Annotated in this window: 12 protein-coding genes; 1 reads left to right on the plus strand and 11 read right to left on the minus strand. The window is 35.5% G+C overall.

Annotated features, from left to right (window positions below; translation table 11 throughout):
- Positions 1-16 precede the first annotated feature (16 nt).
- The 8 genes from lanM to yfmF form a co-directional block, all read right to left on the minus strand.
- The gene (gene lanM / locus IGJ11_RS12585; RefSeq protein ID WP_438772567.1) at positions 17-2,920 is read right to left on the minus strand and encodes a type 2 lanthipeptide synthetase LanM; all 2,904 of its coding nucleotides are present in this window, start codon (positions 2,918-2,920) and stop codon (positions 17-19) included.
- A 474-nt stretch (positions 2,921-3,394) separates the two neighbouring features.
- Complete coding sequence (gene rny, locus IGJ11_RS12590) at positions 3,395-4,951, minus strand: ribonuclease Y (RefSeq protein ID WP_010720620.1); 1,557 nt, start codon at positions 4,949-4,951, stop codon at positions 3,395-3,397.
- 569 nt (positions 4,952-5,520) lie between these two features.
- Positions 5,521-6,561: a recombinase RecA gene (gene recA, locus IGJ11_RS12595; protein ID WP_010720621.1), complete on the minus strand. Its 1,041-nt coding sequence runs from the start codon at positions 6,559-6,561 to the stop codon at positions 5,521-5,523.
- A 105-nt stretch (positions 6,562-6,666) separates the two neighbouring features.
- Entirely contained in the window at positions 6,667-7,914 is a 1,248-nt protein-coding gene (locus tag IGJ11_RS12600) for a competence/damage-inducible protein A (RefSeq protein ID WP_081204242.1), read from the minus strand.
- Between the two features lie 315 nt (positions 7,915-8,229).
- Entirely contained in the window at positions 8,230-8,808 is a 579-nt protein-coding gene (pgsA, locus tag IGJ11_RS12605; RefSeq protein ID WP_207433440.1) for a CDP-diacylglycerol--glycerol-3-phosphate 3-phosphatidyltransferase, read from the minus strand.
- A 168-nt stretch (positions 8,809-8,976) separates the two neighbouring features.
- The gene (locus IGJ11_RS12610) at positions 8,977-9,867 is read right to left on the minus strand and encodes a RodZ domain-containing protein (RefSeq protein ID WP_207433442.1); all 891 of its coding nucleotides are present in this window, start codon (positions 9,865-9,867) and stop codon (positions 8,977-8,979) included.
- Positions 9,868-10,097: 230 nt separating this feature from the next.
- A complete protein-coding gene (yfmH, locus tag IGJ11_RS12615) occupies positions 10,098-11,387 on the minus strand; it encodes an EF-P 5-aminopentanol modification-associated protein YfmH (RefSeq protein WP_034867280.1) in 1,290 nt (429 codons plus the stop codon).
- Positions 11,380-12,648 (minus strand): EF-P 5-aminopentanol modification-associated protein YfmF, encoded by a 1,269-nt coding sequence (gene yfmF, locus IGJ11_RS12620; protein WP_010737266.1) that lies wholly within the window; start codon positions 12,646-12,648, stop codon positions 11,380-11,382. Before yfmF ends, yfmH begins: the two co-directional genes overlap by 8 nt.
- A 235-nt stretch (positions 12,649-12,883) precedes the next feature.
- Between yfmF and mscL the strand changes: the two genes are divergently transcribed.
- Entirely contained in the window at positions 12,884-13,348 is a 465-nt protein-coding gene (mscL, locus tag IGJ11_RS12625; protein WP_010720627.1) for a large conductance mechanosensitive channel protein MscL, read from the plus strand.
- Between the two features lie 227 nt (positions 13,349-13,575).
- On the opposite strand, the gene IGJ11_RS12630 is transcribed toward mscL, so the two are convergent.
- The 3 genes from IGJ11_RS12630 to IGJ11_RS12640 all read right to left on the minus strand — a co-directional run bounded on the left by IGJ11_RS12630 (position 13,576) and on the right by IGJ11_RS12640 (position 15,043).
- Positions 13,576-14,013 carry a GNAT family N-acetyltransferase gene (locus IGJ11_RS12630; protein ID WP_207433445.1) on the minus strand — a complete coding sequence of 146 codons (438 nt, stop codon included), beginning with the start codon at positions 14,011-14,013 and terminating at the stop codon, positions 13,576-13,578.
- A gap of 92 nt (positions 14,014-14,105) precedes the next feature.
- The gene (locus IGJ11_RS12635) at positions 14,106-14,351 is read right to left on the minus strand and encodes a Veg family protein (protein ID WP_005875105.1); all 246 of its coding nucleotides are present in this window, start codon (positions 14,349-14,351) and stop codon (positions 14,106-14,108) included.
- Positions 14,352-14,464: 113 nt separating this feature from the next.
- Positions 14,465-15,043 (minus strand): sigma-70 family RNA polymerase sigma factor, encoded by a 579-nt coding sequence (locus tag IGJ11_RS12640; protein ID WP_034700053.1) that lies wholly within the window; start codon positions 15,041-15,043, stop codon positions 14,465-14,467.
- Positions 15,044-15,088 lie beyond the last annotated feature (45 nt).

Consider the following 15,088-nt stretch of genomic DNA (forward strand, 5'->3'; position numbering starts at 1 on the left):
CGATTGAAGGATTTATCTATAAATCGAATAAAAGTATGTTTGGTATGTTAGGGTTCTCCAACGCTAACAATCCCAAAATCACCCCGGAAAGACCGGTCATCAAACCAACATCTAGAAACTCGTCTTCTAAACAACTTTCATTAATTGTTCGTTTGTCTAAGTATGCATTCCAATCATCGAGTAAGAACGCATATGACTTTATATTATGATGAATGAAGAAATGACGGTAAAGCCACATATTTCCTAAAAAGCCATGACATAAGCAACTATCTACACGTTCTTTGTTTAATTCTTCTTTTAATCGAGCAAAATATAATAGCTCCTCTGGGCTTTCTCCTTCCATAAGATATCGATGAGTAAGCATTCCTACAAGACCATTACAATAAAAAGTATTTTGCTCAATCCATTTTTCTCCTCTTGTATCAAACCACACACCGTTTTTACGATGTTGGTTTTCAAATAAGGTAACTGCGCCAATCGTTTCTTTTATTTTGGTTACCGAAAATAACTCTTCATAAATCGCTAAAGCATAAAGAATACCTGATGTTCCGTGAGAAAAACCTAAAATAAGTTTCTTTTCTACAGAGGATTCCCAATAACTTCCTTTTCCCTCTGATTCTATTAAATTATTTAATAAATTCTCCACACAAAGTCCAATTAATTTTTTTAATTCTTTATTAGGGCTCTTTTTATAAATATTACAAAAAAGTAGTAATAACCCCGCCGTACCACTCATAATATCCAGAATTTTGTCTTTTTTTATTTTTTGTCCCAGATATTGAAGGATATCTTGCTCAATTGCGATCAGTTTTGATGTTCGCAAGGATGGAGCAATCAAATTAAATAAATAGATATAACCACCTAATCCAGAAAAAACCCCTATATCATAATTTTTTTGATTAGATAAATCAAAATGATCAAGTAAATCATTCAATATTAATAGAAATCTGTTTTTGTAATCAAAATCATTTTTTGTTTTCCATAAATAATAGTAAGTGATTGCTACACCAATTTTCCCATTATACAAACTGTTATTCATTGGCTGCAGTTTTAAACGAATTTTAAAATCTTTGTCTTTTGTTAAATCTTCATAACCGGTATGAAGCCACGTCACCTGCTTATTGTGTACTATCCTTTTACTATGGATGTAAGATTCTAAAGTCTTAATCTCATCATTTTTTTCTCCAATTATAAAAAGATTTTCTAACGTAATATTTTTATCTCCAAAGCTTTTTTGCAAAATATTTAATTGGTAGTTTAAATCTTTCTCACTAAGAGAATGGATCTTTTTTTTCCATAGTGTTAAGAAATCTATACGACTGTTATTCGTAAATGTCATTTTTTTTGAAATGTTAAGTGTATTTGAGTTAAGTTTTGAAAAAACATAAGGGATATCCCCCTCTAGTATGTCCTCAATTTCATAGGTAAGAAATGGTGTAGAACCAAATCTTACCATTTGAGAATAGACAAATAACAAGCGATCAAACGGTGCTGTCAAGAACCTAGGATGATAACTTAAAGTCGCTATTTTACTGTAAGTTGCTGTTGGTTTTATTAAATGTCGGATAGTAATATCATTTTTATAGCGCTCAACAATATCAATCAGCTCTGATTTTTTATCCAAAAATAGGTGAAATGTTTCTGTAAATCCTTGATAGATCTGTTGCTTATAGTCTAAAAAACGATAATTTTGTCCATGATACATCGGAACATTAGAATATGAATATTTAAATTCATCAGAATTTTCAGTGAATTTAATTTCTAAATCATCTTCTGAAACAATCAATTGTGGTACTGAAAAACGTTGGAATAAGTTTTCATGGCTTCCTAAAGCCGAAATATCATCTTTAAAAAATTCGTTGTACATAGGTACAATTCCAGAATTAAGAACAGAATTAGTCAAAATTTCATGTATCTTATCATTTACAGATAATGCTTCCATACGATCTAAATTGTTAAACAAGCATTCTAAATCAATGAGCATGGGTGAACCACCACTTGCAATTAGATTTTCAAGATGAATATCCGAAGCATTTAAATAGAAAAGAATTGCAATAATTGCCCCCATTTTATAATAGAAATCTTGAACTTCTTCTTCTGATTGACAAGGATCACTTACAATAAATTCTGACCAAGAATACGTTTTACGATTCAATAATTTTATTTGTGCTAGTTGTTTGTTAAAATTATTTTTATTAAATAAAGCAACGCATTCTCCAAATAATAAATCATTGTAATTACTTCGTGGTTTATAAATAATTTTATTCTTTTTACCTGTTATCACGAGTGGAAATTTTCCTGACAGATGCGGATCACCCAAAGAAAATTCAACTCCTATTTCTTGATCAAGTTGAATACTAAACAATTCGTTAATTTCCTTTGAATCATACTCTACATGTTGGATAACTTCAGAAATGTAACAGATTGTTTCTTTGATTTTTTTATCTATTAAATTGAATAAAACAGGAAATCTTTGAAACAAACCTGTGACGTATTTCTCATTAGATAAATAATTTCTAATATAACTTTTCACAGAGAGTTTTTGTAACTGTGACTTTAATAGATTAAAGTCATAAACAATCGTTCGCAAAAGAATCTCATGAATATCTTTGCAAAGGTTTTTATTAATGTTATTGCTAACATTTTTGTATTTTATTAGATTTGGGTACTTCATAAAATATTGCTCAGTTAGCTTTATTGTTACTTGTTGCGAGAATTTTTCAATTGAATCAACTTGTCTCCATTCTTTTAGTTCATTCAACATCTCTTCGTTCTGATCTTTTAGCAGTTTTTTTGAATGAACATACTGTTCCTTAAATTCATTAATATTCTGAAAATGAAAAAATTGTAAAAATTCCTCTTGCATATCTGAAGTCATAAATTCTGCTAAATTGTATTCCAACAACTCATAATTATCCATCTGCTTACCCCACCTCATCTATATTTAGATCATATAGAATCAATTACTTGTGTTTTCAAGAACAAAAACTATATCTTTCTACCCAATAAATCCTAGTAAAAAATTGTACATAAAATTGATTTCAAACTCATAGATCAATATATTACTAGTTTATACAACTTTTATTTCTCGTTAACAAAATGTACACTAATGCAACAAATTTTATTTCCTAACTATTCTTCATCCTAGTTTGATTTTCTAGTAGTCATTAAGAATAATTTTGATCTACTTTAATGATAGAATAATCGTCTCTAGTTAGATTATGCCTACTTCTTATTAAGAAGCTAATTTAGAACTCAAAGTTAACACACCATGTTTATAGCTGCTCAACCTCTTATCAAAATAATGTTAAAACGATCAAGCTTGATTAAATAGTGGTTTAAAACAAAAAAGACGCTACGATTATCCTAACTAATCGTAACGTTCTTTTATTTTTTACTTAGCGTAGTCTGTCGCACGCGTTTCACGAATAACGATGACTTTGATATGCCCTGGATAATCTAATTCTTCTTCAATTCGTTTACGAATATCTCGTACTAAACGAACTGCATCTAAATCAGAGATCTCTTCTGGTTTTACCATAACCCGAACTTCTCGTCCAGCTTGAACAGCAAAACTAGATTCTACTCCGGCAAAGCTATTTGAAATGTTTTCTAAGCTTCTTAAGCGACGGATATAATTTTCCAAGGATTCACTTCTAGCTCCTGGTCGTGCAGCGGATAAGGCATCTGCAGCAGCTACCAAGACAGAAATAACTGACGTTGCTTCAACATCTCCATGATGAGATGCAATCGCATTGATCACTACAGGATTTTCTTTGTATTTAGCAGCTAACTCTGCGCCGATCTCTACGTGAGAACCTTCGATTTCATGATCTAATGCTTTCCCGATATCATGAAGCAAACCAGCTCGTTTAGCTAATTGGATATCTTCGCCTAACTCAGCGGCTAGTATACCTGACAATTTAGCAACCTCTACTGAATGTTTCAAAACATTTTGTCCATAGCTAGTTCTAAAATGAAGACGACCCATGATTTTGATCAAATCTGGATGAAGGGTATGCGCACCAACTTCAAACGCCGCTTCTTCCCCGTACTCACGGATTCGTTCATCCATTTCTTTACGCGATTTTTCGACCATTTCTTCGATTCGTGCAGGATGGATCCGTCCATCTTGGATCAGTTTTTCTAAAGTCATCCGAGCGATTTCTCTACGAATTGGATCAAAACCTGAAAGGACCACTGCTTCTGGTGTATCATCAATGATCAAGTCAATTCCAGTCAATGTTTCTAGTGTACGGATATTTCGTCCTTCTCGACCAATGATGCGTCCTTTCATTTCATCATTTGGTAAAGTTACTACGGATACAGTTGTTTCAGATACTTGGTCTGCCGCACAGCGCTGAATCGCTAACGATAAAAGATTTTTGGCTTTACGATCTGCTTCTTCTTTTGCACGTTGTTCCGATTCTTTGACCATTAACGTCAATTCATGATTCAATTCTTCTTCAGTTGATTTCATGATGACATCTTTTGCATCTTCTTTAGATAAACCAGCAATTTTTTCTAATTCTCTTTGTTGTTCTTCAATCAACTTTTCAACGTCTTTTTCTCGCTCTTCAATCAATTGCTGTTTTGAACTAAGTGCTTCTTCTTTGCTTTCAAGTGAGGTCTCACGTTTTTCCAATGAGTCATCCTTACGATTCAACGTTTGTTCACGCTGAATTAAACGATTTTCTTGAGATTTTAATTCTAACTTGCTTTCTCTCAACTCACTCTCCACTTCAGAACGATATTTCTGGTTTTCCTCCTTAGCTTCTAACAATGCTTCTTTTTTTAGAGTTTCTGCTTCTTTCTTTGCACTATCAATAATTCCAGCTGCTGATGATTGAGCACCTGCAATTTCTTTTTCATGACGTGACTTTGCAACCATAAACCCTAAACCAAGACCGACAATTAAACCGATGATAGCGAGGAGAATATTGAATACCATAAAATCCACCTCCATACTATCTTTTTCATTTTTATCATCTATATAACTTTTATGATAAAGTACTCTAAACTTGTTAATATGCTTTATGCATAGGTGTACAAAAACATGCACAAGTTTATTCTAATGTTTGTACCCCGTAGTGTCAACTTTAAATACATAAGAAACGGCTTTCTCGATTTTCATTTAAAGGTCATTTTATGAATAGAAGATAATATTAAATAATAACCAAAACATATTAAGAACAAATAATTTTGCATTAATGAAAATTAAGAACAAAAAATGACTTTTAAGTAACATGTTATCCTTTCATTTAAGTAGATTAGTCCCTTTCTGTCGATGTAGTCAGTCACTGCTTAAACATCCCCCATTTTCCATTATGTTTTAGGAGAAAGTATAGTCAAATGACTACTTAAAAGACAAAAAATAAGCCGAAATTTTAAAAAATTTCGGCTTATTAGATTCAATCGACAACATATCAAAGGAAAACACTTTCTCTGAACGACGCGAGTTCTCTCGATGCTCAAACATCCTTTGAATAGTTATTCGATTATTTCTATTCTTACTTCGTCTTATTCCTCTAAAGGAAGTTCTGCTTGCGTTTCTTCGGGTATTTCTACATCTTCACCGATCCCATAAGCCGCCCGGACTAAAGCAGAAACTTCTGCCATCATTTCAGGATGAGTGGACATGTAATTTTTTGCATTCTCACGACCTTGTCCAATACGATCTTCTTTGTAAGAATACCAAGCACCACTTTTATCAACGATATCTTTTTCAACCGCCATATCAAGTAATTCTCCTTCTTGAGAAATTCCTTGCCCATACATCACATCGACTTCAGCAATTTTGAATGGTGGCGCTACTTTATTTTTAACTACTTTGATCTTCGTACGGTTACCAACAATGTCTGTTCCTTGTTTCAATTGTTCCGCACGGCGCACTTCTAAACGAATCGTTGCATAGAATTTTAATGCACGTCCACCAGGTGTGATTTCAGGATTACCGAACATCACTCCAACTTTTTCACGAATTTGGTTAATGAAAATAGCGATCGTTTTTGTTTTATTGATCGACCCAGATAGTTTACGCAATGCTTGTGACATTAATCGAGCTTGTAACCCTACGTGAGAGTCACCCATTTCTCCATCGATTTCAGCACGTGGAACTAAAGCTGCAACCGAATCGACTACTACGATATCTACTGCACCACTTGATACAAGCGCATCAGCGATTTCTAGTCCTTGTTCCCCAGTATCTGGTTGTGAAAGAAGTAATTCGTCAATGTTTACCCCTAATTTTTGAGCATATTGTGGGTCTAAGGCATGCTCAGCATCGATAAAAGCGGCTGTTCCGCCATTTTTTTGTACTTCAGCGATTGCATGCAAGGCAACGGTTGTCTTACCTGAACTTTCAGGACCATATACTTCAATGATACGTCCTCGTGGGTAACCACCAACACCTAAAGCAACATCTAATGCAAGAGAACCACTTGGGATAGTCGAAACTTGTTGGTCGATTTTTTCGCCAAGTTTCATGATCGAGCCTTTCCCATAGTTCTTTTCAATTTTTTTCAACGCAGCATCTAAGGCTGCTTTACGATCATCTGCCAATACGATAATCCTCCTTATATTCACAAATCAGTGCGACATTTCATTGTACTAATCATATCGTTTTTAATGACAAAAAGCAAGAAAAAACCGAACAAATATTCGCATTTATTTTTTTCTTAATAGTTGTCTTCTAATGAGATCAAATCCTTGCATTACTGCGCTATTCCTTATATGAGAACGGTCTCTGGTAAATTGGTATTTCTGCGAAATGACCTCCCCTTCACTTGTTGCAACCGCGATCCAAACTGTTCCAGCTGGCTGTCCTTCTAAGGTATCTGGTCCAGCCACTCCAGTAAACGAAATCGCATAATCTGTTTTTGCTAAATTACGTGCTTGGATAGCCATTTGTTCTGCACATTCTTGGCTGACGGTTCCATGCTGCTTCAATAGTGCATCATCGATGTGTAAAAATTCTGCTTTAGTTTCTAAAGAATAGGTAATGAAGCCACCTGGGAAGACTTGAGAAACACCAGAGATCTCTCCCAAAGCTGATTGAAAGGCTCCAGCAGTCAAACTTTCTGCTGCAGTTATTGTTTGGTTTCTTTCCTTTAATAATTCTACGACCACTTTAGGCAATGAATTATCATCACCATATCCATAGAAGTACTCTCCTACTCTCGCCAATACTTTTTCTTCCAAAGCAAGTAAGGCTTGGTTTCCTGCATGTTTGTCTTTGGTCTTCACAGTTAATCGTAAAGTGACTTCGTTAGGTTTTGCGTAAGGGGCAATCGTTGGGTTGATCTGTGTTTCAATCAAGTCTTTTAATTCTGTGACTAGTTGGGATTCCCCGATACCGTAAAAACGTAAAACTTTTGAGATCAGCATTTCTTCAGATGGAAAGTTTTGCTCCAATAATGGGCGAGCTTGTTCAATGAACATTGGCTTTAATTCACTCGGTGGTCCAGGTAACAAGAGATAGACATGGTCCGCTGTTTGATAGAACGTACCTAATGCTAAGCCTGTGCGATTAGGTAAAGCAATCCCCCCATCGATGATTTGTGATTGTTGTAAATTGTTTTCAGTCATTTTACGCTTGGTCGTTTCAAAAAATGCTAACAATTTTTTATAGCCTTCGGTGTTTTGGATCAATTCTTCCCCTAGATGTTTCGCAGTAACTTCTTTCGTCAGGTCGTCTTCTGTCGGTCCCAACCCTCCACATAAAATGATCAAGTCACTTCTGGTTTCTGCTAATTGGAGTAATGATTCTAAGCGGTCGGGATTATCACCAACCACCGTTTGATAATACACATCAATCCCGAGGTCTGCTAACTGTTCGGATAAAAACGTGGCATTCGTGTTGACTACTTGTCCTAGTAAAAGTTCTGTCCCTACTGCTATGATTTCTGATTTCATTTTTTCGCTTCCTTCATTACAACAGACGAATTCTCGTTGGCCTGTTTTGGTCTCTTCTCAATCTCTTTTTATCTACTAATAGTATACGCCATTTGCTAAACGTTTCATTTATCATTTGCTCATTTTCTGATAAAGAGTTTCATCATTTTCATCTTCATCATAAGATAGCTATGCATCTAGCTAGTTTAGAAAAATGGCGATCAAATAAATGATTGAAACGTGAATCAGCATAAATAAATTCGTCTTACCCCAAAATATAAAATGTTATTTTGGGGTAAGACGAATTATCGAAATGGCACATCTTTGTAAAGAATCTTACATCGAACCTTTGAACACACCACTATTTTTCATAAAATAATCAACACCTGAATAAATCGTGAAGATCAAACAAGCGTACAACATAATTTGATCCATTGGTAAATTGATCAAATTAAATGGAATATTATTGATGAATAACAAAATAATCGCAACCATTTGCGTAGCCGTTTTTACTTTTCCTGGCCAAGCGGCTGCCATGACTTCCCCATCTTCGACTAACAATAGTCGCAGACCGGTAACAGCTAGTTCTCGACAAACGATGATCGCAACTACCCATCCTGGTGCCTTACCTTGCCCTACCAACATGATAAAAGCGGTCATCACTAACATTTTATCTGCTAACGGATCAGCAAACTTCCCAAAATTGGTGACTAATCCTCTGGCACGAGCAATTTTGCCATCGAGCCAATCGGTAATACTTGCTAAAGCAAAAATAATTGCTCCTACTAATTGTGTCACAGCAAGAGATGTTGCTCCTACAGTTACTTGTCCCCAATCTAATGGTAATCCGACAACTAAAATAAAAATCGGGATCATACAAATTCTAAGTACAGTTAATTTATTTGGTAAATTCACACTATCGACTCCTTTCTTCCCTATTCTACGTGACTCGTTCTAAACTTTCCACCGATAATGATCAGTTTTTATCAGCAGTCGTGAAAAAAGATAAGTACCTAAGATGAATCTGCCTTCCCAGGTACTTATCTTGTTTTCTTTTTTCACATCATTCTACTTATGAGCGATTTACTCTGCATACTGTAGTGTCAGCGTGACATTTTTAGGATTTTGATTGTTCGCTCCTGGATTAACAGGAATCTCTTCCCCATTTACTTTAACCGTTGCATTACTTGCAGCTCCTAATCGAATCGTTGCATTAGTTGCCGTTTCTGGTAATTGCGTGCTTTGTGTTTCATTGGCTGCTAATGTCCCTTGATAAACATAGGCATTATCCACTAATACACCGATCCAAATTCGGTTAGTCGCTGCAAATTCAAGTGTAACAGGTTTTTTCGCATCCGTAACATTCACTGCGATCGTACTACCTGTGTCTTCACCAGCCGTAATCGCCATCTTTTTCTCTTCTTGTGTTGTTGAAGTGGTTGTCGTACTTGTTGAAGAAGAGGATTCACGCTCTTTCTTAGTGCTAGATGTCGTTTGTGTAATTGCACCGTCAACCGAAACTGAAGTTGCCGTTGTATCAATAATCGGGTCAGATTTTCGATCCTGCCAAGTCATATAACCCACAACAGTAATAATTGCTAAAGCGACTAAACCAAGTAAAATAACCGGTAGACTTGTCCAAAACTTACTTGGATTGGCTTCTTCCTGATGCATCGCTTTTCTCGAACCACTCACTGTTTCTGGTTCAGGACGTGCGACAACTTCTCCAGCTGATAATTTGCTTTTCCCATCAAATACATCAACTAAATGATCGCCATCTTCACCGACAGCTTCTGCATATTGACGAATAAATGCCCGAACATAAAATTTTCCAGGTAGTTGATCAAAATCATCATTATCGATTGCTTCTAGATAACGTTTTTGAATTTTCGTAATCTGCTGTAATTCATCTAAAGATATTTTCTTATTTAGGCGAGCTTGCCTTAATGTTTCTCCGATGGTTTCAAAAGCCACTCGTTCATCTTCTCCAGTCTTTTTATTCTAACCAGCAATTGTATAAACGCTAGTCGTCTAATTGTTCCTTTTCGTTAAGAATGTAACACGCCATACACCAACGCCCATTTTTTATTCTTTATCTTCTTAAGAATACCATAAACGAAGTTATCTTAGGGTAACATTAAATGCACTCTATAACGAAATTTAAGAGTTTAACTACTTTCCCATTCGTCATCTCTACTTCTATATCAGACATTTGGCTGCATATAAAACTCACTGAACGCTTCTTCTTTGATAAAAGAACGACCTACTTTTAATACATCTGCTAATTGAATGGATTCAATAATTTCTGGTAAATCAAATAATGTTTGATCCCCAAATAGGCTTTGCGTGAATTGGTTTGCAATGTATTCCAGTGAATTTAATGTTTGGAAATATTGTCCTAACATCTTTTTCTTCAACAATGTTAGATTTTCTTCAGACAGTTCTTGATCCTCTTCAAAATGCAGAAGAATTTCTTTCACTTTTTCAGCTGCTTTTTCTGGCTGATCCGTGTCTCCGCTAAAGTCAGCAAAATGAAATTCTCGATCTAAACTAAATTCAAAACCGAAGCTGTCATCAATTAAACCATCATTGTACATTTTCAAATAATTTTGAGAAGTATTCCCTAATAACAATTGGAATAAAAGATTGAGAGCGGTCTTGTATCTCAATAATTCCTTCCCTTCTGCTGGTAAAACATCTAGCCCTTTGATCCCCAAGACAAACTTATCTCTAGTGATTGCTGAGCGCATTGAGCTTTTCGCAATAATATCACCATTATTGTCAGGGAAATAACGTTCGATTTTTTGAGCTGGTGGAAAATCCTTAGCATTTTGATTGGTTCGAATCAATTCCATCAACTTTTCCGGCTCTAATTTTCCTACTACGAACAAGACCATATTACTTGGCTGATAAAATGTCCGATAGCACGTGTATAAATCATCAGCAGTGATTGCTTCAATACTTTCAACTGTGCCAGCTATATCGATATGCAAAGGATGTTCAGGGTATAAATTATTCAAAATGCCAAAAAACATCCGCCAATTTGGATCATCTTCATACATTTGTATTTCTTGTCCAATGATCCCTTTTTCTTTATTAACAGTTTCTTCCGTAAAATAAGGTGCTTGGACAAAATCAAGTAAAGTCGTCAAATTTTTTTCAACTTGATCTGTCGTTGAAAATAAATAACTTGTTTTGGTAAAACTGGTAAACGCGTTAGCTGAGGCCCCTTGTTGTCCAAATAATTGAAAGACATCGCCATCCTCTTTTTCAAACAATTTATGTTCCAAGAAATGGGCAATACCATCTGGAACTTTTATCTTTTTATCTGAACCATATGGAATAAATTCATTATCGATCGAACCGTAATTTGTACTAAATAAACCATATGTCTTATGGTAATCATTTTTAGGTAATAAATAAACAGTCAAACCATTTGGTAATACTTCATGGTACAGTGTTTCGTTGATTTGATCATATTCTGTTTTATTCATTTGTTGTACCTCCGTCTAAAAAGAAAATTGCCTGCAACTCGATTTGTCGAGCTATTTTTTGGATGTCTTCGACCGTTACTTTTTCCATCCGTTTTAACCATTCGTCAGCTGTTAATTTCGTTTCTGGCAACCAATTCTCTAAATAGGCAGTCTCGACAGCTACTTGCGGGGCATCTAATGATAATAGATATTGGTTTCGTAACATGGCCTTAGTTTGTGTCAATTCAAGTTCTGTGACTTCCCCATTTCGTAGACTTTCTAATTGTTCATGGATCAGATGCAATACTTGGTTACGTTTACGTCCATCAATTCCTGTTTGTACACTTAGGAACCCACGAAAAGTATCAATGCTGCTGGAAGCATAGTAAGCTAGGCTCTCTTTTTCACGAACATTCATAAATAATTTAGAGTGTGGGAAACCGCCAAATAATCCATTGAAGACCATCAATGAAAAACGATCCGGTTGGTCATAATAGACATTGGTTTGATAAGCCAAATTTAATTTCGCCTGAGTCACTGGTTCTTCGATCTGTCGTTCTTTGATGATATTTTCTTGCGGTTGGCTATAAAAAATTTCCGGGTGTAATCTTTCTCGCTCTGGAAATGCCCATTCACTAAAAGCTGCTTGGACTTCTGCAGGAGAGACATCTCCCACTACGAAGATATCGATCTGATCTTCTGTGATCATCTGATGATAATAGTCAGCTAACACTTCAGCTGTGAGTTCATCTAGATCTTCGATTGTTCCAAAACTTGGTATTTTCTGCGCCTCCGACTGATCAAAATACAACTCTTGAAGCGCCAGTGAAGCCATCGTTTGCTTGTCTTCATTTAAGCTCTCTAAATAAAGTTTCAAATTGTTTTTTTCTAAAGCAAAAGTGGCTGGATCAAATTTTTCCCCCGTAATGTTTGGATAAAAGAGAACTTCTTTCAAAAAAGCAACAGCTTGGTTTAAAATGCTGGTATCATTGATATACTTGCCATTGACAAAGTTGATGCTAGCATCCAACCAGTGAAGATTGCCTTTTTTTCTCACGGACGTTCCAAAACTAGCACCATAAAGATCCGCCAATTTTGCACTTAACTGAGTCTGGTCAGGATAATTTAAACTGTTCGTTTCTAACAAGCTACTTAAAAGGGAACGTTTCGTGATGACTTCTTTTTTTAAACGCGTAGTAAAGCGAACAAAGATACGAACCGTTTTATATTGTTTTGTTTGCAAGACGTGGAGGTTTACACCCTCTGCCAGTTGATATGTCATAGTACATGCTCCTTTATTAGCAGTTCGTTCTCCGACATGGTTGATTTTATCTTGGAGGATAAAAGAATATGTGGCTACTATTTTTTACTGCTTTAATTCTCTCTTGCATCACTTAAGAGTCACCTTCTAGTATAGCATATAAGTACTTGAACGACAGACCTTAGCCATAAATGCATGTCGTTTTTATATTTTTTTATTCTTCGTTATACTAAGGATAAGTGAGAGGAGGAGAAAAATGATTAAAGAATTTAAAGAGTTTATTATGCGTGGCGACGTATTAGATTTAGCCGTTGGGGTTGTTATCGGGAGTGCATTTACTAGCATTGTCAATCAGATCGTTCAAGGTTTGATCACACCTCTTGTAGGCTGGGTTGTAGCGATGATTACTGGCACGTCTGATTTGGAAGGCGCCCTTTCTATCTTGGACTGGTCACCTACTAAAGGAGTTACGTTTGCTTTCGGCAATGTTATTAGTGCAATCATAACATTTATTATTACAGGGTTTGTCTTATTCTTAGTTGTGAAAGCAGCCAACCACGCTAAAAGATTACGTCCTGAAAAAGAAACAGAAGAAGCACCTGCCAAACCAACTGCTGAAGATTATTTGAGCGACATTCGTGATCTACTTGCACAACAAACAGCAGAAAACAACGGACGACCAACTACACAAGCAACCGTTGATCAGACAACTGAAAAATAAAGAAAACTAAATGATACAAAAAGGGACTGGGACAAAAGTTGTCTCAGTCTCTTCTAGTATCTCTAAAAACGAATAAACGGTGAGACAAAAGTAGCATCTTCGGAAATAAGCCGAAATTTACCAAAAATTTGAGAAGCAATTTTCGGAAATTCCTTCTTATTTCTTGATGCTGAACACTTTTGTCTCAACCTCTTTTTGTATTGCGCTACTTAATCTTCATGATCACTTTAGCTCGATTTTTTCATATCGATATGGGGAATGTCATCTTCTAAATAAACATCTGAAATGGCCTCGAATCCAAATGACTCATAAAAAGATTGAAGATAGACTTGCGCCCCAATGACGATCGGTCGTTGCGGGTAACTGGCTTCAATCACTTCCATCGTACGTTGCACGATCTTACGTCCCAGCCCTTCTTTACGATGCTCACTATTGACCAACACTCGTCCAAAATGAATCGTTCCATCCTCTTCAAAAATACGTGTATAAGCAGAAATTTTCCCTGCTTCATCTTTGAAATACGTATGCCAAGCTTGGCTATCAATTTCATCCACTTCTTGGTAGGGACAATTTTGTTCTACGACAAAAACAGCAATGCGTTCTTTGACAATCTCATAAAATTCTTGAGTGGTCAAATCTGCAAATTTTTTTACATAATGTTCCATTTGAAAGTGCCTCCAATTCTCTTTTTTTCAGCATACCTATTTCCAAACAAAAAAGCAAACGAACCTTATAAAAAACTAGGCTCGCTTGCTTTTTAAACTGCTTCAGTTAAAAATTCAATCTCGACTGTTCGAGTAAGTACATCTGAATAGCTATACGATACTCGTTCAAAAGAATTTTCTTCAGGATCCAAATCAACAACGAATACTGAAGGATAGGTTTCTGTTAAAACGCCTCGGCGTTCTGTTTGACGCTTTCTTCCTGTCTGAGCAACCAGCATGATTGGGCTGCCGATACGACCTTCTAAATCTTTTTTGATTGTAGCTAAAGTTGTTGGCATACAGTTCACCTCATTACCCAATATACCACACTTTCTAAAAATTTTCAAGTTTACCATATAAAAAAAAGAAATGCAATAAAAACAAATAAGAAAAACATTAATAATTTTATAAATTATTCCTCATGATAATTTTTGAGATGTTGTTTTATTTTAAATTTCACACGGCTATACGCACTCTTGACTTGTTTGACATCCATTGAAAGTTCCTCTGCCATCCTCTTGAAATCGGTTCCTTGCATATAATAATAAAATATTTTTGCTTCCTTTTTTGAAAATTTGATTTCACAATCTTCAATGGCTTCATTTAACAGTAATCGTTGCATCGCAAGTGGTTCTTGAGTAGTGATTTCTGCTAAAAAGTCCGGACCTTCTGTTTCAACCTTCTGATCAATCGATAATTCATCTTTTTGGTCTCTGCGTTTCAAGGCATTTTGTTTTCTTAATAATGAATAAATTTGATTACTGATAATGCTTTTATAATAGCTGCCAAAGCTAACGCCTTTGTTATTTTCATAAGTCTTTAAAGCCTGGTATAAGGCGATCCTTGCTTCTTGTTCCCAATCTTCATACACATAATTTCTTAGGTAGTACATATTTTTTAAACGTAATAAAAGTGGAAAATATTTTTGATATAGGATAGCGAATGCTTCTTCATCACCGTCACGTGCGGCGCGCAATAACTCCTCAGACATAAAATAATTCCTCCATCTCTTTCGATTATGGAGGAATCTTACCAT

It is taken from the genome of Enterococcus sp. DIV0691 (assembly GCF_051711145.1).
Lineage (GTDB): Bacteria > Bacillota > Bacilli > Lactobacillales > Enterococcaceae > Enterococcus_B > Enterococcus_B hirae.

Excerpts from the sequence above, each read along its gene's own strand:
- yfmF (WP_010737266.1), bottom strand. The coding sequence starts at position 12,648 with ATGACATATCAACTGGCAGAGGGTGTAAACCTCCACGTCTTGCAAACA.
- IGJ11_RS12630 (WP_207433445.1), bottom strand. The coding sequence starts at position 14,013 with ATGGAACATTATGTAAAAAAATTTGCAGATTTGACCACTCAAGAATTT.
- lanM (WP_438772567.1), bottom strand. The coding sequence starts at position 2,920 with ATGGATAATTATGAGTTGTTGGAATACAATTTAGCAGAATTTATGACT.
- mscL (WP_010720627.1), top strand. The coding sequence starts at position 12,884 with ATGATTAAAGAATTTAAAGAGTTTATTATGCGTGGCGACGTATTAGAT.
- IGJ11_RS12640 (WP_034700053.1), bottom strand. The coding sequence starts at position 15,043 with ATGTCTGAGGAGTTATTGCGCGCCGCACGTGACGGTGATGAAGAAGCA.
- rny (WP_010720620.1), bottom strand. The coding sequence starts at position 4,951 with ATGGTATTCAATATTCTCCTCGCTATCATCGGTTTAATTGTCGGTCTT.
- yfmH (WP_034867280.1), bottom strand. The coding sequence starts at position 11,387 with ATGAATAAAACAGAATATGATCAAATCAACGAAACACTGTACCATGAA.
- IGJ11_RS12600 (WP_081204242.1), bottom strand. The coding sequence starts at position 7,914 with ATGAAATCAGAAATCATAGCAGTAGGGACAGAACTTTTACTAGGACAA.
- IGJ11_RS12635 (WP_005875105.1), bottom strand. The coding sequence starts at position 14,351 with ATGCCAACAACTTTAGCTACAATCAAAAAAGATTTAGAAGGTCGTATC.